Annotated in this window: 16 protein-coding genes; all 16 read left to right on the top strand. The window is 47.4% G+C overall.

Annotation, left to right across the window (positions count from 1 at the left end):
- Window positions 1–313 precede the first annotated feature (313 nt).
- The 16 genes from AC5YB3_RS19570 (at window position 314) to AC5YB3_RS19495 (ending at window position 24,110) form a co-directional block, all read left to right on the top strand.
- Complete coding sequence (locus AC5YB3_RS19570; protein ID WP_494525992.1) at window positions 314–1,279, top strand: DmsE family decaheme c-type cytochrome; 966 nt, start codon at window positions 314–316, stop codon at window positions 1,277–1,279.
- Between the two features lie 13 nt (window positions 1,280–1,292).
- A complete protein-coding gene (locus AC5YB3_RS19565) occupies window positions 1,293–3,443 on the top strand; it encodes an MtrB/PioB family decaheme-associated outer membrane protein (protein WP_494525991.1) in 2,151 nt (716 codons plus the stop codon).
- Between the two features lie 35 nt (window positions 3,444–3,478).
- On the top strand, window positions 3,479–5,398 hold the full coding sequence (locus AC5YB3_RS19560) for an OmcA/MtrC family decaheme c-type cytochrome (protein ID WP_494525990.1): 1,920 nt from the start codon (window positions 3,479–3,481) through the stop codon (window positions 5,396–5,398).
- A 248-nt stretch (window positions 5,399–5,646) separates the two neighbouring features.
- Window positions 5,647–8,178 carry an OmcA/MtrC family decaheme c-type cytochrome gene (locus tag AC5YB3_RS19555; protein WP_494525989.1) on the top strand — a complete coding sequence of 844 codons (2,532 nt, stop codon included), beginning with the start codon at window positions 5,647–5,649 and terminating at the stop codon, window positions 8,176–8,178.
- Window positions 8,179–8,607: 429 nt separating this feature from the next.
- Entirely contained in the window at window positions 8,608–10,560 is a 1,953-nt protein-coding gene (locus AC5YB3_RS19550) for an OmcA/MtrC family decaheme c-type cytochrome (protein ID WP_494525988.1), read from the top strand.
- A 68-nt stretch (window positions 10,561–10,628) separates the two neighbouring features.
- The gene (mtrA, locus tag AC5YB3_RS19545) at window positions 10,629–11,630 is read left to right on the top strand and encodes a decaheme c-type cytochrome MtrA (RefSeq protein WP_006081107.1); all 1,002 of its coding nucleotides are present in this window, start codon (window positions 10,629–10,631) and stop codon (window positions 11,628–11,630) included.
- Window positions 11,631–11,642: 12 nt separating this feature from the next.
- Window positions 11,643–13,730, top strand: a complete 2,088-nt coding sequence (locus AC5YB3_RS19540) for an MtrB/PioB family decaheme-associated outer membrane protein (protein WP_494525987.1) — start codon at window positions 11,643–11,645, stop codon at window positions 13,728–13,730.
- 216 nt (window positions 13,731–13,946) lie between these two features.
- Window positions 13,947–14,552, top strand: a complete 606-nt coding sequence (locus tag AC5YB3_RS19535; protein WP_494525986.1) for a hypothetical protein — start codon at window positions 13,947–13,949, stop codon at window positions 14,550–14,552.
- Window positions 14,553–14,724: 172 nt separating this feature from the next.
- Complete coding sequence (locus tag AC5YB3_RS19530) at window positions 14,725–15,423, top strand: uracil-DNA glycosylase family protein (RefSeq protein ID WP_494527201.1); 699 nt, start codon at window positions 14,725–14,727, stop codon at window positions 15,421–15,423.
- An 8-nt stretch (window positions 15,424–15,431) separates the two neighbouring features.
- Window positions 15,432–16,673, top strand: coding sequence for a sugar diacid recognition domain-containing protein (locus AC5YB3_RS19525; RefSeq protein ID WP_494525985.1), 1,242 nt, complete (start codon window positions 15,432–15,434; stop codon window positions 16,671–16,673).
- A 151-nt stretch (window positions 16,674–16,824) separates the two neighbouring features.
- The gene (locus AC5YB3_RS19520; RefSeq protein WP_494525984.1) at window positions 16,825–17,832 is read left to right on the top strand and encodes a catalase family peroxidase; all 1,008 of its coding nucleotides are present in this window, start codon (window positions 16,825–16,827) and stop codon (window positions 17,830–17,832) included.
- A gap of 345 nt (window positions 17,833–18,177) precedes the next feature.
- Window positions 18,178–19,536 carry a GntP family permease gene (locus tag AC5YB3_RS19515; protein ID WP_107402194.1) on the top strand — a complete coding sequence of 453 codons (1,359 nt, stop codon included), beginning with the start codon at window positions 18,178–18,180 and terminating at the stop codon, window positions 19,534–19,536.
- 64 nt (window positions 19,537–19,600) lie between these two features.
- The gene (locus tag AC5YB3_RS19510; RefSeq protein ID WP_259584931.1) at window positions 19,601–20,812 is read left to right on the top strand and encodes a glycerate kinase; all 1,212 of its coding nucleotides are present in this window, start codon (window positions 19,601–19,603) and stop codon (window positions 20,810–20,812) included.
- 242 nt (window positions 20,813–21,054) lie between these two features.
- Complete coding sequence (gene panP / locus AC5YB3_RS19505) at window positions 21,055–22,704, top strand: pyridoxal-dependent aspartate 1-decarboxylase PanP (RefSeq protein WP_494525983.1); 1,650 nt, start codon at window positions 21,055–21,057, stop codon at window positions 22,702–22,704.
- 411 nt (window positions 22,705–23,115) lie between these two features.
- Window positions 23,116–23,712 (top strand): HAD-IB family hydrolase, encoded by a 597-nt coding sequence (locus AC5YB3_RS19500; protein ID WP_259483155.1) that lies wholly within the window; start codon window positions 23,116–23,118, stop codon window positions 23,710–23,712.
- 23 nt (window positions 23,713–23,735) lie between these two features.
- The gene (locus AC5YB3_RS19495; RefSeq protein WP_259507650.1) at window positions 23,736–24,110 is read left to right on the top strand and encodes a hypothetical protein; all 375 of its coding nucleotides are present in this window, start codon (window positions 23,736–23,738) and stop codon (window positions 24,108–24,110) included.
- Window positions 24,111–24,140 lie beyond the last annotated feature (30 nt).

Here is a 24,140-nt window from a genome sequence, read left to right as displayed (position 1 = left end):
TGTTGGGTATTATGTGACAAAAATACCAATGAATAAACGGCCAACTGAAAATAAAAATTCACGCCCAAGTGCCCAAGACGGTTATGCGATCGACAGAAGTCAAAAAGCTGTGAACAAATCCCCTACCGAAGCAAACGTGATCATGGTCACGCTTCCTCTATATCACCAGTAAAATCATCCCTCTTTACAGTGAAAAGACGCTCAGATGTTAAGCGAGTGTCACACATTTGTTCTAATATTAATCAGCTTGAATAAGCTAAATTAGCAATATCGAAAGCGTCAAAATAACAAATATAAATGCACTCGGGAAAAGATGAACATGGAAATAAGGCTAAAGTTCAAAAGCATAGCTAAGGCTATGCTATGTATTTTGTTATCAATCGTGAGTATTTCGGCCTCGGCGACGCCTTGGGATGACAAAAAACCAGAGGATGTTGTCGCGACATTAGACAAAAAATTCGCCGAAGGTAAGTATTCCGCCAAAGGGGCTGACACTTGCCTGATGTGTCACAAAAAAAGTGCCGTGGTCATGGCGATATTTGATGGGGTTCATGGCAACCCCAATGTGAAAGATTCGCCCATGGCCGATTTGCAGTGTGAAGCCTGCCACGGTCCGTTAGGGAATCATAACAAAGGTGGCAAAGAGCCAATGATCACCTTTGGTGCAAATTCTCCTGTTCCCGCGCAAAAGCAAAACAGTGTTTGTATGAGCTGCCACAATGACAGCCAACGTATCGCGTGGAAAGGCAATCACCACGATAACGCCGATGTTGCCTGCGCAAGTTGCCATCAAGTTCATACCGCAAAAGATCCTATCAGCGATAAAGCCAATGAAGTCGCCATTTGTACCCAGTGCCATACCCAACAAAAAGCTGATATGCACAAACGCTCAGCGCATCCACTACAGTGGCAACAGATGGTGTGCAGTGACTGCCATAATCCCCACGGCAGTTTGAACGATTCAAGCTTGAAACAAATGAGCGTCAACGAAAATTGCTATAGCTGCCACGCCGAAAAACGCGGCCCTAAACTGTGGGAACATGCCCCCGTCACCGACAACTGTGCGAATTGCCACAATCCCCATGGCAGCGTGAACGAAGCCATGCTGATCAGTAAGCCGCCGCAGCTTTGTCAACAATGCCACGTCTCGGATGGTCATAGCAGCAATGCCTACTTTGGCAATCAAACCAATGCCTTCACTTCAGGTAATTCCTGTATGAATTGCCACGGGCAAGTGCATGGTTCTAACCATCCTTCTGGCAAATTGCTACAGAGATAACAAGGGAATGATCATGCGAACAGCTAAAATGTCTCACCCTAGTGCTTGCTTCTCACTCACTTTGTTAGCATGGGTGATAAGCGGTGTTTTGACTCAAGCACATGCCGACGGTTATGAGCTACAACAGGCGAATCGAAGTGGCATTAAGACAGAGGCATGGAGCTGCAAACAATGCCAACCTAAGACAGGGCATAGTGGTAATGTCAGTGCCACTCTCGCTTATAACGATGGCGAGGACAGCCGTTTCGGTAACCGCACAGGGACAGATAATGATGGTATCGTTGCCGCCGTCGGTGCGGATATGGTGTACAAAACACCGTCAGGTTATCAAACTCAGTTGGTCGCGGATAAGTTAGGTTTTGATGCGGGCTCAGCCAAGCTCACAACAGGAAGGCCGGGGAACTATCAAATCAACTTAGGTTATAGAGGCTTAGCGAGCTATAACCATAATCAACTCAAAAGCCCTTATACCTCAGTGCAAGATAAGATGTTGTTGCCCGATAACTGGATAACAGGCGGCACAACACAATCTATGCCTATGCTACAGAGCAGCCTTGTTGGCCAAGATTTAAGTATTCAACGTGATCGCTTTATGATCGGTGGTTACTATGCCGGAAAAATATCACCCGAAAGCGACAATGCCAGTCACTACAAAGCATCATTAAACTATCAACATGAAGACCGCAGCGGCGCCAAAAAGACCAGCGCTAATATACTCACCAATAGCGTCATGCTCGCCCAACCTATTGATGACAGTACCGATGAAATCGATGCCAGAGTCTATTTTAATGGCACTGGCTGGCAAGCTGGCATCAATAGCCAAGTCAGCCAATATAAAAATGAGCACCAAGCCATGCAATGGCAATCAGCCTACACGCCCACCTTTGGCGCGGCATACTTAGGTCAAAATGCGACCGACCCCGACAGTAAAGCCTATCGCGTTGCCGCAGAAGCCTCTGGGGGAGCGAATGGTCAGAATGTGCTAATGCACGCAGGCTTTAGCCGTATGACCCAAGATGACACTTTTATTCCAGCGACCATCAATGGCCCATCACCTATCCTGCCTGCGGATACCTTAGATGGCCAAGTGGATATTATTGAGATGGTCCTTAAATATTCGGGCCGGATCACCCAAGACTTAAGCGTACAGGCTAGCTACAACTATCAAGACAGAGATAACAAAACGGCCAAATTAGCCTTCCCACAAATCATCACCGACAGTATTAACCAAGGCACTGCTCAAAATAGCCTTTATGATAAGCGAACCAAAAAACTCGAGCTCAAAGGCAAATACCGTTTTACTTCAGCCGCCTATGCCGAAGCAGGCTACAGCCGTAACGAAAACGATTACACTGAACTCGACCGCCAATCCGTCGACGAGTCCGGCGTGTTTGCCAAACTGAGCTATCGCTATTCCCCTGCTTGGTCAGCATGGTTGAAAGGAGAAGCACTAGAGCGAGATGGCAGTGAATACGATCCCGTCACGACCACTCAAAGTCAAAGCAATCCTTGGCTACGTAAATCCTACCTTGCCGACAGAAAAAGACAAAAAGTCACCTTACACACTGATTATCAAACTGATATCGGCCTCTCACTGGGCGCCAGCTTGCACAGTGTCGATGACGATTATCACCATACCCAAGCGGGACTCACTCAAGTGTCCTACCTAGGTTATGACGTATCGGCCCAATATGCGCTGAGTAACGATCTGCATTTCACCGCTTTTGTTAACCAAGATTGGCGCGACTCAGATCAAGCGGGCAGTAACCGCTTTTCAACGCCCGATTGGTACAGCACTGCCGAAGAAAAATCGACTCTAATTGGGGCTGGTTTCAGTTATCAAAACCTGTTCGATAATCACCTCGACATTGGCTTGGACTACAGCTATTCCGATGGACAGAGTGATACCGAAGTCATCTACGGCATCACTAGTCCCTATGGCGACTTTTACGCCCGCAAACACAATATTAATGCCTACGCCAAGTATAAGCTTGCCGACAGTATGTCGCTGCGCGTCGATTGGTTATTTGAGAAATATCAAGATGCTAACTGGCAAAACCAAGGCACAAGTTGGGACACGATTCCCAACGTACTCAGTTTTGGTGATATGGGCCACGACTACAATGCTCACTACTTAGGCTTGACCTTAAGCTACCAAATGTAACTTAGGCACTGACAGCGCATTCCAAGGATAGAAATATGAACAAGTTTGCAAAAATGAGTACTCAATTCAGTCTGATGCTGGCCTTAGTCTCGCTATTAAGTGCCTGTGGCGGTGATAACGGCCAAGATGGTAATCCCGGTGAACCCGCAAAACCGCCCGCATTAACCATCACTAGCCTTAACGTCATGGTTGATAAAGTTGCGGTGACAGATGGCATTGCTCAAGTGGATTTTCAAGTGAGCAATCAAGATGATGAAGCCGTCATTGGTGTCCCATCGGCAACGTTTATTGCAGCGCAGCTTCTTCCCCAAGGTTATACAGGCGCGGGAAATAGCAGTGAATGGCAGCATTTTACCGCCGAAACCTGCGCGGCAACTTGCCCTGGCAGTCTCACAGATCATAAAAACGGTCACTACACTTACACCTTCAGCGCCAAGTTTAATGGCATGAATGGGGTGACGTTTATGCCGGAAGCGCCCCAAAGAATGGTGGTCAAAATCGGCGGCGATAAACTTGCAGATAACACGCCCTTGCCTATTACCAATCAACATTATGACTGGCAATCTTCTGGGGATAATGTCGCTTACACCCGCAACTTAGTCACAATAGAAACCTGTAATAGTTGCCACAGCAATCTTGCTTTCCATGGCAGTAAATATAATCAAATCGAAACCTGCGTCACCTGCCATAACAGCAAAAAAGTCAGTAACCCTGCGGATATTTTCCCGCAAATGATCCACAGCAAGCATTTAACTGGTTTCCCGCAACCCATCAGTGATTGCCAAACCTGTCATGTTGATAAGGCAGAGTTAGCTGAGCAGCAAAACTGGCACAGAGTCCCAACCATGCAAGCCTGCGGCGCCTGCCATACACAAATCAATTTTCCCGCTGGCGAAGGACACCCTGCGCAGGCTGATAACAGTAACTGCGTGGCGTGCCATAATGCCGACTGGACCGCAAGCGTTCACAGTGATGAAGACAAAACAGCGGCACTGATGCAATTTAGTCCTAGTATCACCAGCGCCAGTATGGATGCCAATGGTACAGTCACCGTCGCGGTTAAATTGATGAACCCAGCCACAGGCTCCGTCTACAGCGACAGTGCCGATAAGCTAAAATTCATCAATGATTTAAGGGTCTATGCCAACTGGGGAACCAGTTTTGATTATACCACCCGCTCTGCCCGCTCGATTAAGCTGCCGGAATCCACCCCAGTGTCAGGCTCAAATGGCATTTATACCTATACGATTTCGGGTCTTACTGTGTCTGCGGGCACTGAAGCGGATAATGGCGGACTCGCAATTCAAGGCCGAGTCTGCGCCAAAGACAAAGTACTCGTTGATTGCACGACTGAACTGGCGGAAGTGTTAGTGATTAAAGCCAGCCACAGTTATTTTGATACGTCAGCATTAAGCAGTACGGGTCGCCGCACTGTTGTCAGTAATGCAAGCTGCGGTAATTGCCATGGCGATCAAAAGCTTAATATTCACGGCTCACGCAACGATCTCGGTGGTCAATGTCAGCTATGTCATAACGCCAATATGCTGGCTGATGCGACGGCGGCAAATCCTTCCACCACGTCGTTTGACTTTAAGCAGCTGATCCACGGTATTCACACCAGCCAATTCGCAGGTTTTGAAAACCTAAACTACCCAGGGAAAATCGGTAACTGTGCCCAATGCCATGTTAACGATTCTGCGGGGATATCTACCGTCGCCCTTCCCTTAAATTCAGCGGTACAACCCCTTGCCCTCGATAACGGCACTTTTACCAGCCCGATTGCCGCTGTGTGTAGCAACTGCCATTCAGATACCAGCACTCGTAACCACATGGCTCAGCAAGGTGCTGTTTTTGCAGGCACAAAAGCCGATGCAACCGCAGGAACTGAAACCTGTGCTTTCTGTCATGGACAAGGCGGAGTCGCGGACGTGTTAAAAGTGCATCCCATAAACTAAGCCTATGATGCTGGCCTAAAAAGGCCAGCAACTGCAGATATAAAAGGAACTCATACTATGCAGTCATCTACTCCTAAAGAAATAGTCAGATCTCAGTCACATTACCCACCTAAAGTGACTGATTAATACCAGTGACTTAGTTAGCCTTACAGATGGAAAACTAATTCCACACATCTTATGCGGGTAATGAGATTTATTCTTATCTACCAAGCGTTTGATGATGATTACAACTATTGCAGGGAAATATCATGATGAAACGGTTCAATTTCAATGCCGCAACAAAAGCGATGTTGGGTGCCGGTTTACTCTCTCTACTACTCGCCGGTTGCGGTGGTAGTGACGGTAAAGATGGTGAAGACGGTAAACCGGGTCCGGTAGGCTTAGATATCAGTCAAGCCACCACACTCAAAGCCACACTTGAAGATGTAAAAATTGACAGCGGCACAGTCAGCGTCGACATAGTGCTAACGAATGCGAATGGCGTTCCTGTAACAGGCCTAGAGCAATACGCTCAAATCAATGCCATAGGATTAGGTATTGCAAAACTTACCCCTGAAGGTGGCAAGGGTTATAAAACCCCTCAATGGGTCAGCTATATCAACTCAGTGAAAGCGGCAGATCCTGCACGTAGCCTGGCTAATTATAGCTATACCGATGGTAAAGATAGCGCTGGCAATCCGATTATCAAAGAAGTGAAATTCACTCCTGGTGATGCCATTCAAGCGAACATAGAATCTAGCTGTAAAACCACTTGCCTAACTGTGGTAGATAGTGGTGTTTACCGCTATACCTTCCAAACTAACTTAAGCACGTTACCCGCTATTGAAGGTCTAGATTTAACCTACGACCCAACATTAGTGCACCGTATTACGTTAGAGCTGCAAACCGATGGCAGTAAAGATGCCAAGTTAGTGAACAGTCATATCGATTTCTTACCAAGCGATAACTTTAGAGAAGCCAAGGCTGAAGAAACGCGTACTGTTGTCGATTTAGAAGCCAACTGTATTAAGTGCCACAGCACAAACTACAGCGATACTTCCTCTACCGCTAAACCATTAGCACTTCATGGCGGAAGACGTATTGCGATTGCAAACTGTCAAGTTTGTCATACCAGTTACAGTAAAGATCCAGAAACAGGCTCATCAATTGATTTAGGTGCCATGGCTCACGCCATCCATAAAGGCACTTATACCATGGTAGGTTACAGCGGCACAGCCTATGACTTTAGCGGCACTATGGCGAAAGCCGCTGCTGAAAATGGCTATCCACAATTCCGCGAAGGTAAAGACACTTCCGAGCGTGTCACTCTGCCAGTGTCAATAGGTAGTTGCCAATCTTGCCATAGCACAGATGCTAAAGGGCCAGTTGATGCTGATAACTTTAAACATCACAGAGGCTTAGCTTGTGCATCTTGTCACATGTCAGGTTTCAACCCAGTTGATAATAGTGAATGGTTAACGCCACCTGAAGGTCAAAAAGACCGTGGTTTCGTCGGTAACTACTTCCACTACTATGCAACGCCTGAAATTGACGGTATTCCAGGTGCAAACCTAGTGAATGTATTCCAAACCGGTGGCTGTGCTTCATGTCACGCCGAACAGGGTGAAGAAGGCAGCGCTAAATATCACTTAGCCAAAGCCAATGCCACTAAGTTACTGCGTACTGAATATGCCTATAAGTTAGAAAACGGCACATTTGATGCGACGAAAGGTGAGCTAACGTTCACAGTGGACTGGCACAGTGATGTTGCACCACATCAAGATCCTAAAGTGAAAGAATTTTGGGTCAGCCTAGCGGCGTTTGATGGCAATGAATATACCATGGGCCCACGCCCATCTAACGGTACGCTAGGTCGTAGCGAAAGCCGTATTTCAGTGAACTTAGCCAAAGTTGAAACTAACGCTAACTTAACAGCGACCGCTAATGGCACAAAAGTGACGTACACTTTGACGGGTATTACGGCAGTGATTAGCGCCTCATCTGTACCATACAAACAAATTGTGAGTATTGGTAAAGGCTTTATGGACGGTAAATTGCTGGTTTGTGCAAACTCAGCAGAACTCGATCCAACAATGGATGCGGCGATTGATTGCACCAGCACTGATGCGCCTATCTACGAAGTGATTGTAGGCAGCAACAAAGCTTCATTCTCTGCCGATGCAAGCAATGTCACCGCGCGTAGTGTCGTTGTCTCTGAGGCTAAATGTGCTAACTGTCACGGTGAAAAAGCCGACTTCTCAGACTCCCATAAGCTGACTCATGCGACTGATAAGCCTGACAACAGTTGTGGAACTTGCCACTCAGCCGTACCAAATACCGCGGTAGCTTTAGCCGATGGTAGTTGTGTTGCTTGTCACAATGGCGCACCTGCTCACAGTAAAAAGCCGTTTGAACGTGGTTTTGACTTCAAAGTCATGATCCACCAAATTCACGCAGATACTCGCAGTGTTCGTCGTTTAACAACAGATGCAGCAACCTTCCCTGAAAACCCAGCGAACTGCGCAGCTTGCCATGATAAAGGTCAACTCAGCTTAACTAAACTAGGCGATAAACCTGCATTCTTGGCAAGTACAGGTGAATACTCACCTACTGTAGCAGCTTGTGCTTCTTGTCATGCGACAACCGCTGCAGACAGTGCCGTCATAGGTCACTTCGAAACCAACGGTGGTGTGTATAACGGTGCTGCTGGCACTTATACCCCAGGTAGCGAAACCTGTGCGACCTGTCACGGTGAAGGTAAGTCATTTGGCGTGGATAAAGTTCACCCAGTGAAATACTAATATGAACCAGAGTCACGACTGAGCACTTAACCACTTTGGGTTAATCAAATTAGTGACTCACATTAAGCTCAGCAAAATCCCCCGCAGTGCGGGGGATTTTTTGTTTCCGATAACACTAAGTTAAATAATACCAACCTCAGTTTTACAACACTAAACCCAGCTACAGCACATAGCTAAAATCCGCTGTTTTTTTGATCTGAAATCGTTTTTACCTCTCGCTTTAAATACCTCTTTAGAAATAGAAAGATCCAAGTCACACATTAGCAAAGGCCTTGGAGATTTTAAGGTCATGTTAGGTTAGCCTTTCCTTGGGGAATTCTATTTCCAGCATCCACTTAAGTCGCTTCTAGTGACCAAAAACACAGACATAGAATCTGTTGGCTCTAGAACACAGCGTTTAAGCAATGCCAAACCTATGCAGGGAAAAAAATGATGAACGCACAAACAACTAAAATCGCACTGCTGTTAGCAGCAAGTGCAGTCACTATGGCCTTAACTGGCTGTGGTGGCAGCGATGGTAATGATGGTAATCCCGGTGAACCTGGTGGCGAACCTGCTCCAGCGATTCAAACCCTTAATTTCACGTTTGATAAATCTGTCGTCACTAACGGTGTACCGAGTGTTGAGTTTACCGTGACTAACGAAGATGATTTACCCGTCGTTGGTCTCCAAAAAATGCGCTTCGCCGCAGCACAGTTGATCCCACAAGGTGCTACAGGTGCCGGTAATGCCTCGCAATGGCAATACTTTGGTGATGAAACCTGCGATGTCGCAGCAACATGCCCAGGGACCTTTATTGACCAGAAAAACGGTCACTACAGTTATACCTTCAACATGAACCTGACCGCTAACGCTAAAATCACCTACAACGATCAGTTAGCTCAACGGGTGTTAATCCGCGCTTATAACACGCCGTTACCCGATGGTACTCAAGTCCCTAACAGTAACGCCTTTGTCGACTTTACGGCCGATACCGGTGCTGCACCGACATACAGCCGCAAAATTGTTGCCACTGAAAGCTGTAATACCTGTCACCAAGATTTAGCCAATGTGAAACACGGCGGCGCGTACTCAGATGTTAACTACTGTGCAACTTGCCACACAGCAGGCAAAGTTGGCGTAGGTAAAGAGTTCAATGTTCTCGTTCACGCTAAACACAAAGACCTGACCTTAGGTTCATTGGAAAGCTGCCAAAGCTGTCATGCTGCAAACGATGCCGCGCCAGATTGGGGTAATTGGTCACGTATTCCAACTGCCGCTACCTGTGGAAGCTGTCATAGCACAGTGGACTTCGCCGCAGGTAAAGGCCATTCACAACAACTAGATAACTCTAACTGTATCGCTTGTCATAACAGCGACTGGACTGCCGAGCTACACACAGGCAAGACTGCTGACAAGAAAGCCGTTATCGCTCAGTTAGGTATGCAAGCGACTCTCGTGGGTCAAACTGATGATACTGCGGTATTAACCGTCTCTATCTTAGACAAAGACGGTAACGCGATTGATGCGGCAACGGTTCAAGACAAGATTAAACGTTTAGAAACTGTCACTAACGTTGGCCCTAACTTCCCTATTATGGGTTACAACAAGAGCCCTGGTAGTGGTGCTGCGAAAATTGCTAAAGACTTAGTTAAAGATGGCGCACTGCAAGATGGCGTGACCTTAGTTGACGGCAAACTGGTTTTCACGACACCTGCCCTGCCTTTCGGTGCTGGCGATACAGATACGGCCTTTACCTTTATCGGTCTGGAAATGTGTAGCACTGGTACTAGCTTAACGGCATGTACCGTTGATAGCGCAACCACCAGTATGAAAGCAGAGCTCGCCTTTGGTACTAAATCAGGCAACGCCCCAAGCATGCGCCATGTTAACTCAGTTAACTTCAGCACCTGTCAAGGCTGTCACAGCGATACCTTTGAAATCCACAAAGGCCACCATTCAGGTTTTGTGATGACAGAGCAAGTATCACACGCAAAAGATGCGAACGGTAAAGCGATCGTCGGTGTTGATGGTTGTGTCGCGTGTCATACACCTGATGGTACTTATGCCTCTGGTGCTAACAAAGGCGCATTCGAGATGAAACTGCACGTGATCCACGGCGAGCAAGGTGTCATCAAAGAATGTACCCAATGTCACAACGATTTCAACCTAGATGCATTCAAAGTGAAAGGCGCGCTGGCAACATCAGCAGGTAAATACACCACGCCAATCACAGCCACTTGTACTTCATGCCACGCGCCAGAATCCATTGGCCACGGCTTAGAAAACATGGGAGCGATTGTGAACGGTGATTATGTTCAAGCTAACCAAGCGGCGCAGTCAGAAACCTGTTTCTACTGTCACAAACCCACACCAACAGATCACACTCAGGTGAAAATGTAATTTGCCCAAGCAGGGGGAGCTCGATCCCCCTTTCTTGAATTTTGTTGGGACAAATTGGGAAGCCTATTATGAAGAACAGCCTAAAAATGAAAAACCTACTGCCGGCACTTGTCATCACCATGGCAATGTCAGCAGTCATGTCTTTATGCATTGCACCAAACGCTTATGCGTCGAAGTGGGATGCGAAAATGACGCCAGAGCAAGTCGAAGCCACCTTAGATAAGAAGTTTGCCGAAGGCAACTACTCCCCTAAAGGTGCCGATTCTTGTTTGATGTGCCATAAAAAATCTGAAAAAGTGATGGACCTGTTCAAAGGTGTCCACGGCGCCATTGATTCATCAAAAAGCCCAATGGCTGGCCTGCAATGTGAAGCCTGTCATGGCCCTTTAGGTCAACACAATAAAGGCGGCAATGAGCCGATGATCACTTTCGGTAAGCAATCGACCTTAAGTGCTGAAAAACAAAACAGTGTCTGTATGAGCTGTCACCAAGATGATAAACGTGTGTCTTGGAACGGCAGTCACCATGACAATGCCGATGTCGCTTGTGCCTCTTGCCACCAAGTGCATGTGGCAAAAGATCCTGTGTTATCAAAAAACACCGAAATGGAAGTCTGTACTAGCTGCCACACTAAGCAAAAAGCAGACATGAACAAACGCTCAAGTCACCCACTAAAATGGGCTCAAATGACCTGTAGCGATTGTCATAATCCCCATGGGAGCATGACAGATTCCGATCTAAACAAGCCGAGCATTAACGAAACCTGTTACTCCTGCCACGCCGAAAAACGCGGCCCCAAACTGTGGGAACATGCCCCCGTCACTGAGAACTGTGTCACTTGCCACAATCCTCACGGCAGCGTGAATGATGCCATGTTGAAAACCCGCGCACCGCAGCTGTGTCAGCAATGTCACGCCAGCGATGGCCATGCCAGCAATGCTTACTTAGGTAACACTGGTTTAGGTTCAAACGTCGGTGACAATGCCTTCACGGGTGGAAGAAGCTGTTTAAATTGCCACAGTCAGGTTCATGGTTCAAACCATCCATCTGGCAAGCTATTACAGCGCTAAGGAGACGAGAAAATGAAATTTAAACTCAATTTGATCACTCTTGCGTTACTGGCAAACACAGGTTTTGCGATAGCGGCCGATGGGTATGGCTTGGCCAATGCCAATACCGAAAAAGTCAAAATGTCCGCATGGAGCTGTAAAGGCTGCGTCCTTGAAACGGGCACATCGGGTACTGTGGGTGTCGGCGTAGGTTATAACAGCGAAGAAGACATTCGCTCGGCGAATGCCTTTGGGACGTCAAACGAAGTCTCAGGAAAATTGGATGCTGATGTCACCTTTCGCGGTGAAAAAGGCTATCGTGCCAGCGTTGAAGCCTATCAACTGGGCATGGATGGCGGCCGCTTAGAGGTGAATGCCGGCAAACAAGGCCAGTACAATGTCAATGTGAACTATCGCCAGATTGCTACTTACAACAGCAACAGTGCCTTAACGCCTTACTCGGGTGTGGGCAGCGATAATTTAACGCTGCCAGACAACTGGGTGACGGCGGGTTCAAGCAGCCAAATGCCATTACTGATGGACAACCTGAACTCCTTAGAACTGTCGCTCAAACGTGAGCGCACAGGGCTAGGTTTTGATTATCAAGGTGAATCGCTGTGGAGCACACATGTGAGCTACATGCGTGAAGAAAAAACCGGCTTGAAAAAAGCATCAGGTGGATTCTTTAACCAATCTATGATGTTAGCCGAGCCTGTCGATTACACTACTGACTCCATTGAAGCAGGTATCAAGCTTAAAGGCGACAACTGGTTCACCGCACTTAACTACAATGGCTCGATTTTTAAGAACGAGTACAACCAGTTAAATTTTGACAGTGCGTTTAATCCAACCTTTGGCGCGCAAACCTCTGGCACTATCGCCCTTGATCCAGACAATCAGTCACACACTGTATCGTTAATGGGCCAATACAACGACAGTACCAATGTGCTATCGGCTCGCTTGCTTACCGGACAAATGAGTCAAGACCAAGCGTTAGTGACTTCAGGTTATGGTTATCAAGTGCCAACTGAAGCCCTTGATGCCAAGGTCGACCTTATCGGTTTGAACTTAAAAGTGGTCAGCAAAGTCACCAACTCACTGCGCTTAAGTGGTAGCTACGACTATAACGACCGCGATAACAATACGCAGATTGAAGAGTGGACCCAAGTCAGCATCAACAATGTCAACGGTAAGGTGGCCTATAACACCCCTTACGATAACACTAGCCAACGTTTCAAAGTGGCGGCAGATTATCGTATTACCCGCGGTATGAAACTCGATGGCGGCTATGACTTCAGACGTGACGAACGTAATTATCAAGACCGTGAAACCACGGATGAGAACACGGTTTGGGCGCGTTTCAGAGTCAACAGCTTCGAGACTTGGGATATGTGGGTTAAGGGCAGTTACGGTCAACGTGACGGCTCTGAATATCAAGCCTCTGAATGGACATCGTCTGAAACCAACAGCCTGTTGCGTAAGTACAATCTGGCGAACCGTGACAGAACCCAAGTGGAAGCACGAGTCACTCACTCGCCTATCGAAAGCCTGACCATAGATTTCGGTGCCCGTTACGCATTAGATGACTACACAGATACTGTCATCGGTTTAACTGAGTCAAAAGACACCAGTTATGATGCCAACATCAGCTACATGATCACCGATGACTTACTGGCGAACGCCTTCTATAACTATCAAATCATTGAATCTGAACAAGCGGGAAGCAGCAACTACAGCACCCCAACCTGGACAGGATTCATTGAAGATAAAGTCGATGTTGTCGGCGCTGGCATTAGCTACAACAACTTACTTGAGAACAAGTTACGCATGGGACTGGATTACACCTATTCAGACTCCAACAGTAACACCCAAGTTAGACAAGGTATCACAGGCGACTACGGCGATTATTTTGCCAAAGTACACAACATTAACTTATACGCTCAATATCAAGCCACCGAGAAAATGGCGCTGCGCTTCGATTATAAAATTGAGAACTATAAGGACAATGACGCTGCCAATGATATCGCCGTCAATGGGATCTGGAACGTCGTAGGTTTTGGTGATAATAGCCATGACTACACAGCGCAGATGATCATGTTAAGCATGAGCTACAAGATCTAATCTTCAATGATAGACAATTCAAAAGCCCGCATCTTGCGGGCTTTTGTTTAACCGCAGCAGTCAGATGCAAAGTCATTACATCTGCCCAGATAAAAGTAAAAATCTTGAATAAGATCAGACTCTGGCGCAAAAGTCCGCCCATAAAAACCTTATTCCTTGAGTTTTAGCTCACTTTAGCGGATCTTAATTCAATCTTTTGGTTAATCCTCTGAGCCCATGCGTATTTATTCTCCCCTCTGCCAATCTAAGTGGTTTTCATCGCTTCCTGCCCTACTGGGACTGAGTCTATTGCCCTTGCCCGCCTTGGCGTTCGACCCCTCGGGCGGCACCGCCAGCCTGTTTATCATTCTCGGCCTCGGCGGTTTTACCTTGATCAATTTATTTTTGCAGGGTTTGTTCTTTTTTGCGGGTAAGTATCGCAGCGCCGCCTTTGCCAAACGCCATGTATTAAGCGCCTTAATCGTACCGCTGATTGCCGTCGCGTTAGCCATTTATGATCACAGAGGTTGGAGTGATTTCGCCCTGAACTTAGGCATTATTTGTGTGGGGATTGGACTGATATTATTGCCGCTACAATTGTGCCAAATCGATAAGTCCAGCAATCGCAATGCCGATTGGATCATCAGCCTAGGTGCATTGTTTATCCTCGCCTTGAGCTATGTGATTGCCCCATTAGCCTTCTTTACCATTGTGCTGGCCCATATCTGTTTGGCTTCAAGCCCAAGTCGAGTGCCTAAACTATTAAGTTATATAAGCTTGCTATTTGGCTACGGTCTTTTTGGCTACTGGCTGTATCAAACGGCGATGATGTTCCAATCCTGATTGAAAATGGATGAGCGACCATGAATAAGCAACGATGAATGAGCGATAACATTTACCATTAACCACGGGCACTGACCACTGACTAAGAAAAATTTTGACTAAAAAACATTGCACTAACGCGCAGGCGTCATCGCCGCTAAGCGAAACAGTATCTCCGCCCAGTTCTGCATCAATGACAGCGCTGCTGACAAAAATTAACGCCTGTACTTTATGTCAGGCTGATTTGCCCTTAGCGGCCAAACCGATATTGCAGGCCAGTAGCCAAGCGCGGATTTTGATTGCCGGCCAAGCTCCGGGCGTGAAAACGCACCATAAAGGCATCCCATTTGACGATGCCAGCGGTGAACGGCTGTGCACTTGGTTGAATGTCACCCGTGAGCAATTTTACGATCCTGCCCTTTTTGCCATTATCCCTATGGGATTTTGTTTTCCGGGCAGTATCGAGAAAAACGGTAAAAAGCAGGGTGATAAACCACCGCGCCCCGAATGCGCCGCCACTTGGCATCAAGCCTTACTTGCGTTAATGCCACAAATTGAGCTAATCGTGATCCTCGGCCAATATGCCATCGATTATCATCTCCCGCGTGAATCGTCCGTGGCCGTAAACCCCAGTTCACCGCTCACCGAGCCTCAAACAACCCACATAAATGTATCGTCCAGCGCCAAAGCAAAACCTATCCCCAAACTGAAACCCATCACAGTGACCCAAGCGTGCGCGCAGTGGCAGCAATATTGGCCTAAATATTTTGTCTTACCGCACCCGAGCCCACGCAATAATCTCTGGCTTAAGCAGCATCCTGAGTTTGAACGCGATATGCTACCCAGATTAAGAATGCGTATTGCATCCCTGTTAAACCTTCAATCACACTAGGCACTTATATGTATCTGCTTGATTCTGCCATCGCTAAACAAATTGTGAGTCGTACAATGAAAATCATTGGCCACAATATCAATGTGATGAACGGCCAAGGAGTTATTTTAAGCTCAGGCGATCCTAAACGTATTGGTTCAACCCACGAAGGCGCGCTGCTGGCGATTGCCCAAAATCGCAATGTGGAGATAAGCCAAGAAGTGGCCTCTGGGCTGCATGGCGTTAAACCTGGCATCAATTTACCCTTGCATTATCAAGGACAAATCATTGGTGTTGTCGGCATTACTGGCGATCCTACTGAGCTTACCCATTACGGTGAATTACTCAAAATGACCGCCGAAATGATTGTCGAACAAGCCAACCTGCAGGATAAATTGCAGTGGGAGAATCGCCAGCGCGAAGAGTTTATTTTGCAGCTGATCAAAGCTGAAACCGACGATGATGAGCAGTTGCACCGCTGGGCAAAACAGTTAGAAATTGATATCAGCCTGCCACGGGTCGCGGCCATTATTGAGATCAGCGAGAAGCACACCCAAAAACAACATTTAAAGACTGACGCCAACTCATCGGCCTTGTACTTAGCAGAAGCTTCCGCTCAGTCCGCCGATGAACGCAGCCCCAGAGTCAGTGAAACCCTCAAGCAAGTGCTGCATCTATTGCAATACCCTGACCGAGGCAACTTGATTGCCATGACCTCAATGTCGCAATTGGTGATCCTAAAGCCCGCTTTTTTAGATGGTAGACAATGGGATCCTGAGCTTGAAAATCAACGCATCGACAAGCTGTTACAACGCTTACCCGCCCAAATGGATTTAAACTTTAAAATTGCCTTGGGTCATTTTTTCCCTGAAAAAGGCGGTATAGCGCGCTCCTATCAAACCGCGCAGGAAACCTTAGCCCTAGGTAAACAGCGCAATGCTGAGGGCAATAAATACCTGTTCGAAGATTATTCCCTGCAAGTACTACTAGCGGGACTTAAACATGACTGGCGCGGTCAGGCACTAGCGTCACCCTATCAGCAACTCGCCAAGGCCGATAAAAACGGCCAGTTACGCAAAACCTTAGCCGCCTATATCACCCACTTTGGTGATGCGCAGCAATGTGCGAATGCGCTGTTTATACACCGCAACACACTTAGATATCGCCTCGATAAAATTCAGCAAATCACCCAAGCCGATATCCAATCCCTGCATGGATTATTGAGTTTGTATCTTGGACAACTGCTTGATACTTCGGCAACCCCAAGATAACGGGTGTTATTTCCTACGTCATTGAGTCAATAAAGCATTTATTAACAGATCGATTGAAAGATTTATACCGTATCCCCTTTCCTATAGTTTCTAATAACAATCTCGCGTCGACATGTCGAACGCTCGACCCAGACCATTGAAAGGAATTGCAATGACCCCATTCAAACTGACTTTACTCGCCAAAGCCTGCCTCATCACAGGCTTAGCGCTAACTTCACAGACATTAGTCGCCGCCGAAAAAACCATTCCAGAGCTGGTTGATGCCGTCAATGGCACGCCCGATGCGGCAAGTCGCGAGGCGGGTAAAAAGGTTAAACTGCGTAATCACACCAAAGGATTTTGCACCTCAGGCAGTTTTAAACCGGATCCGCAATTACAACAAACACTGGCGATTCCGTTTTTTAATCAAGATGCCATTAAAGTCACTGCCCGTTTTTCCCTTGGTGGCACGAATCCACAGATCTCCGATAAAACCGCTGGGCGCTTTATGTCACTCAAAATAGATGGCGATAAAGAAAACCTTAACTTTGTCACCACTAACGTCCCCGTTTTCTTCGCCAGTAATCTAGAAGACTTTTTTACCTTTCAGACCAAAGTAAAACAAGGCGCGGAAGGTAAACAGTGGCTTATCGACAATCAACCCAGCGCTAAAGCCTTTTTCGACTATGTCAAACAGCTGCCTCCTAGCCCAAGTTTTGCCAACAGCCGCTACTACGGCGTGAATAGTTTCCTGTTTAGCACCCAAAAAGGTGGCACTCAGCAAGGTGAAACGGTTGCGGGTAAGTGGATTTTTGAACCTGTCGCAGGTACGGCAGCACTGTCAGCCAGCGAGCTTGCTAATCTGGGTGACGATTTTTTAAAGGCGGAATTACTCGAGCGCATTAAAACCCAGCCAGCACAATGGAATCTCTATATTCAACTGGCTGAAACGGGCGATGAAATTAATGACCCTACCGTGATTTGGCCTGAGACTCGCCAGCGCTTGTTGGTCGGCCAAGTGGTGATTAACGGTGAGCGAGATAGCGATCCCCAAGTGCAACAGTGCGATAAAGGCATTTTCAACCCGCTGTTATTACCTAAGGGCATTGCCGCGTCTGCCGATCCTATACTCAATGCCCGCACCGCTGCCTATGTCGAATCTTTTATTCGTCGCCAATAAAACGACGAGTTAAGCCAAGTTCCTCCTATTTAAGGTTGGCAAATAGCCCTATTTGCCAATCCTTACCGACAAGCCCCCCCTTATCGACAAAACGCCTCCTCTTACATTCGAATTCACCCAAGCTTTTTTGTGCATGAGCACAAAAATGGCGAAACATAACGCGGTAATTCCGTGGATTTAGCCAAAGCTATTCAAGCATGCCTGCACAATAATAGGATGATCTTAAAATAGGATAACCTTAAAGCAGCCCTCATATGGACTCAGGCCCAAATAAGCACTGCGCCCTACAATATAAGTCAAAAAACTTACTCAAAAACTTCAGCCAAGAACTGAACGGGACATAATATGAACTTAGTGCTTATTCTTATCGGCGTGATTGCATTTATTGTTATCGCGACCTCAAAATTTAAACTCCACCCCTTTTTAACCTTAATTCTAGCCGCCTTTATCGCGGCGTTCGCCTATGGCTTACCGAGCGGAGAAATCGCTAAAACCATCACCACAGGTTTTGGCGGTATCTTAGGTTATATCGGCCTTGTGATCGTCTTGGGGACTATCATAGGTATTATTCTGGAAAAGAGCGGCGCCGCCATTACCATGGCGGATGTGGTGATCAAGGTATTAGGTAAACGCTTCCCGACATTAACTATGTCGGTCATCGGCTACCTAGTGTCTATTCCAGTCTTTTGTGATTCGGGCTTTGTGATCTTGAACTCGCTAAAACAATCGATGGCGAACCGCATGAAGGTCTCTAGCGTCTCCATGAGCGTTGCCTTAGCCACGGGTCTGTATGCCACTCACACCTTTGTACCACCAACGCCGGGTCCTATCGCCGCTGCGGGTAACTTAGGCTTAGAGTCGAACTTAGGCTTAGTGATTGGCGTGGGTCTTTTTGTGGCCGCCGTTGCCGCATTAGCGGGCATGTTATGGGCGAACCGTTTTGCCGATGTTGAACCAGATGGTGAAGGTGCGCAGGAGCTTAAAGCGGAAGCGAGTGACTATGAAACCCTGAAAAAAAGCTATGGCACCCTGCCCAGCCCATTAAAAGCCTTCGCACCGATTTTTGTGCCTATCGTATTAATTTGTTTAGGTTCTATCGCTAACTTCCCTTCAGCGCCTTTAGGTAAAGCAGGGTTATTTGACGTACTAGTGTTCCTCGGTCAGCCCGTTAACGCTCTGATGATTGGCCTATTCTTATCCCTATCTTTATTAAAAGGTGAGAATAAGATCAGTGAATTTAGCGAGCGCATCAGCCAAGGGTTAGTCACAGCCGCGCCGATTATTTTAATCACAGGTGCAGGCGGTGCCTTTGGTGCTGTCTTGAAAGCCACGCCTATCGGTGACTTTTTAGGCACATCACTGTCGGCTCTCGGTATCGGTATCTTTATGCCCTTTATCGTCGCCGCAGCGCTTAAATCGGCGCAGGGTTCATCGACAGTGGCGTTAGTCGCAACTTCAGCACTGGTTGCGCCTATGCTGGGTGATATCGGCCTTGGCAGCGATATGGGCCGCGTATTGACGGTGATGGCAATTGGTGCCGGTGCGATGACGGTTTCCCACGCTAATGACAGCTTCTTCTGGGTCGTCACCCAGTTTAGCCGCATGAGTGTGAAACAAGCTTACAAAGCACAAACCATGGCAACCCTTATTCAAGGTGTCACCGCTATGTTGACTGTGTATGTGCTGAGCTTAGTCTTGCTCTGATAGTGATTAGTAATTAGTGATTTAACCTTGATTCAAGCTTGTCCCTTTAGCTGTAGGATTTTTAATGAAAATAGTTATCGCCCCCGACTCATTTAAAGAAAGCTTAAGCGCACTCGAAGTGGCCAACGCCATCGAGCAAGGCTTAAGACAAGTGATCCCCGACTGCGACATAGTCAAAATTCCCGTTGCCGATGGCGGCGAAGGCACAGTGCAATCTATGGTCGATGCCACGGGCGGCAGTATTGTCAGCTTAGAGGTCATGGGACCACTGGGGCATAGGGTGCAAGCGCACTATGGCATTCTTGGTAATTTATCAAATAGTGACTCGAATAATGACTTGGATAGTCGCTCTAATCATGGCTCTGCAACGGTTCCAAATACTGGCGCGATTGCCGTGATTGAAATGGCCTCGGCCTCTGGTCTGCACCATGTGCCAAGGGAGCAACGTAATCCGCTGATTACCACCAGTTATGGCACGGGCGAGCTGATTTGTGATGCGCTTAATCGGGGGATAAAGCACATCATTTTAGGACTAGGCGGCAGTGCCACCAACGATGGCGGCGCGGGTATGGCCCAAGCGCTGGACATTTTATTGCTCGATAGCCAAGGTAAAACCTTGCCTTCTGGCGGCGCGGCGCTAGCGAACCTTGCCCAAATCGATGTCTCGAACGCTCATCCACTGTTACGTGAGTGCAGCTTCGAAGTCGCCTGCGATGTTGACAATCCGCTGTGCGGCGAGCGTGGTGCCTCGGCGATTTTTGGTCCGCAAAAAGGTGCAACACCCGAGATGGTTAAGCAGCTCGATACGGCGCTCGCCCATTATGCAGATGTGATTGCCCAAAGTGGCATGACAGATCACCGAGAACATGCGGGTGCAGGCGCTGCGGGCGGCATGGGTCTTGGCGTGATGGCTTTTTTAAATGCAGAGCTTAAACCCGGTGTTGAAATTGTAATGAAAACCGTTGGCCTTGCTGACAAAATCCGTGGCGCCGATTTAGTGATCACAGGTGAAGGCCGTATCGACGGTCAAACCGTGTTTGGAAAAACCCCGATGGGCGTGTTAAAGCAAGCCCAACTGCAGGGCATTCCCACTATCGGTATCGCGGGCTGCCTCGGTGACAACGCCAATGCCATACTGGGTCACGGTATGGCGGCTATCTTCCCTATCATTCCGCACTTAAGTCCGCTCGATGATGTGCTGGCCAATGCCAAGCTAAACCTTTGCAATACCGCCCGAAATATCGGCGCGGTACTCATGTTAGGCAAACCCTGCTAGTCCGTCGGCAAAGGGGAAATCGAGCAAAGGCGCCCAAACGGCGCCTTATTTTTACTCCACCGCCGTGCCAGCGCTATATTTGAGAGCTTGATATTTTAATGCTTGATGCCTAAAAGGCCTTGCAGTAAAGTGAGCTCCCTTTTTGGTATTCCGCTGATTGAACATTTTGAGAGTCACTGGTCCGTTATACTCTTCGAGCCAATTTGCGGTTTCACTATAAAAATTAATAGACGGCAAGCCCCATGACCCAGAAACTCCCTCGCCAAGCCACAGCATCCGAAGAAAGTCTGCTCCGCATTTTTACTGCACCGGAAGATGCAGGATCAACGCTGAGTATTATCGAGCAGAAGCTCTCCGAGGACTTAGCAGGCTTTTTGGGTGACAGTATCGCCGCGCTCGAAAGACCTTTGTCGGAAATTGAAACTGATTTTCAAGCCTTTGAGATCCCAACTCAGCCGCGTTTCGTCTCCGATTATACCGACGAAATCATGCAAAATTTGGTGGCGCATTCGGTACACACAGCGGCACCGAGTTTTATCGGCCACATGACGTCGGCACTGCCCTACTTTGTGTTACCGCTGTCAAAAATGATGGTGGGGCTCAATCAAAATCTGGTCAAAATCGAAACCTCAAAGGCATTTACGCCGCTTGAGCGCCAAGTGCTCGGCATGATGCACCATTTGATTTACGCCCAAGATACGGATTTTTATCAAAGCTGGATGCACAGCGCCAATCATTCCCTCGGCGCATTTTGCTCCGGCGGCACAGTGGCCAACATCACGGCCCTGTGGATTGCCCGTAACCAATTATTGAAGGCCGATGGCGAGTTTAAAGGCGTCAGCCGCGAAGGATTACTCAAGGCACTGCGTCACTACGGCTATGACGATTTAGCGATTTTAGTCTCGGAGCGCGGTCACTATTCGCTGGGCAAAGCCGTCGATCTGCTTGGTATCGGCCGCGACAATATCATCAGCATTCCCACGGGCAGCGATAACAAGGTCGATGTCGCGAAAATGCGCCAAGCCGCCCTTGAACTTGCCCGTAAAAACATCAAAGTGTTGGCGATTGTTGGCGTAGCTGGCACCACAGAGACGGGTAATGTCGATCCACTGACAGAATTAGCGGCGCTGGCAAAAGAGTTAAACTGCCATTTCCATGTGGATGCAGCGTGGGGCGGCGCAAGTTTATTATCCAATAAATACCGCCACTTACTTGCAGGTATCGAACTTGCAGACTCAGTTACCATCGATGCCCACAAACAAATGTACGTGCCTATGGGCGCGGGCATGGTGTTATTTAAAGACCCTGAGTTCGCCCACGCCATTGCCCATCACGCCGAATATATTTTGCGCCGTGGTTCAAAGGACTTAGGCAGCCAAACGCTCGAAGGTTCACGCCCTGGCATGGCGATGTTAGTGCACGCTTGCTTGCAGATCATCGGCCGCGATGGGTATGAAATCTTAATCAACAACAGCCTTGAGAAAGCGCGCTATTTTGCAGAGCAAATCAAAGCCCATGAGGATTTTGAGCTGGTCACTGAACCAGAACTGTGTCTGCTGACTTACCGTTATGTCCCCGCCTGCGTCCAAGCCGCCATGCAGCTGGCCTGTGAGCAAGCAGACACGATAAGAGTCGCCCGCTTTAATGAGCTGCTCGATGGCCTCACTCAGTTTATTCAAAAGCACCAACGCGAACAGGGTAAATCCTTCGTCTCCCGCACCCGCATTCAGCCAGCCCGCTATTTTAGGCAAGCAACCGTGGTATTCCGTGTAGTACTCGCTAACCCCCTCACCAGCCATGACATCCTCAATCAAGTGCTGGTAGAACAAAGTGAAATCGCTGCATTAGATAACGAGTTTTTACCCGCACTCATGGCGATGGTTGCCCAATAGCGAGTTGTGAATGATGGAATAGCCCCAATACTATTTGTGGCTATCCCATCATTCGCCGAAATCTGAAGGATTGAACGATTCGGCGAGATCATTAATCACCGAAGAATGATGTAAAAGCCTCTGTATCCCCACTTAGACGTTAATAATAAAGTACATTCATTCCAGTGACTCGCTGCGAGTACATCCCTGTAAGCTCGACCGTGGCATCCATGCCACAAACGGTCACTTACATAAATATGCTTTATTCATTCAGTCATGTGTATCCTGTTACTCGACTAACTTGTGTTCTACCTGATAACGTTTTTCTGACTCACGGCGCATGAGTTAAACTAGGTAAGCATTTGAAGTTAAAGAAAAGAGATGATTAATGATAACACCTACGCTTAATCTCAAAGCAGGCTCAAAAAATACATGAATCTCGCATTATTTGATTTTGACGGCACAATAACCGATGCGGATATGTACACTAAATTTATACGATTTACGGCTTCTAAAAGACGAACTGTCGTCGCGGGCTGTTTATTATTACCGCTTTACACACTGTACAGAATTGGCTGGTTTCCAGCACGAAAACTAAGACCGATTGTTAGCTATCTTGCCTTTCGTGGTCGTGATTACCAGCAATTAAATACTATGGCAGCTACCTATGCCCAAAAAGTGATCCCCAAACATGTCATGCCACATGCGCTAAACAAAATCCGCTGGCACCTAGAAAATGGCGATACCGTCGTAGTTGTTTCAGCGTCACTCGATGTCTATTTAAAACACTGGTGTACTCCGCTCGGATTAACGTTAATCAGTAGTGAGTTAGAGGTAAAAAATGGCATTTTATCGGGGTATTATGCAACAGGTGATGTCAGTTGTGAGACAAAGGCAATAAAAGTCAGACATACTTTCGACTTAAACAGCTATGAACGTATTTACGCCTATGGTGACACAGCAGAAGATCTGGCAATGTTACAACTTGCACACGAAAAATATATGAACTGGAATGAAGTCACTTACTAGAAAAATAATACCAAGGGATCACTATGTACTTCATTGCTGCTTTTGGTTTAATGATGTTGTTATTAAGTCTAGTGATGGCTGTAAAGCCTGAGTCTTTCTCTAAGGAGATTATTTCATTTAGCGAGCAGCCCTACTTCCATATTGCTGAGGTGATCAGCCGAATTATTGCGGGTCTCATTTTTACCCATTACTCAACCGATACTCAGTTTCCACAGACCATTTTTGCGATAGGTATTGTATTGTTCTGTGTCGGAATGGGCTTAGCATTAACGCATCCAAGGTTACATAGGAAGTTTGCGCTATGGTCTGCTCAATACTTCAACAATAAATTCCGTTTAATTGGTCTATTTTCCATCCCGCTATCTTTGTTACTTATCTATTCTGCTGTTGGCGCCTAAAAAATAGTATGCAATCCAACAACAAGGATT

The sequence above is a fragment of the Shewanella sp. 1311 genome (assembly GCF_059338235.1).
Note: the sequence above shows the minus strand (reverse complement) of the source record. Positions and strands in the feature narration are given on the sequence as shown.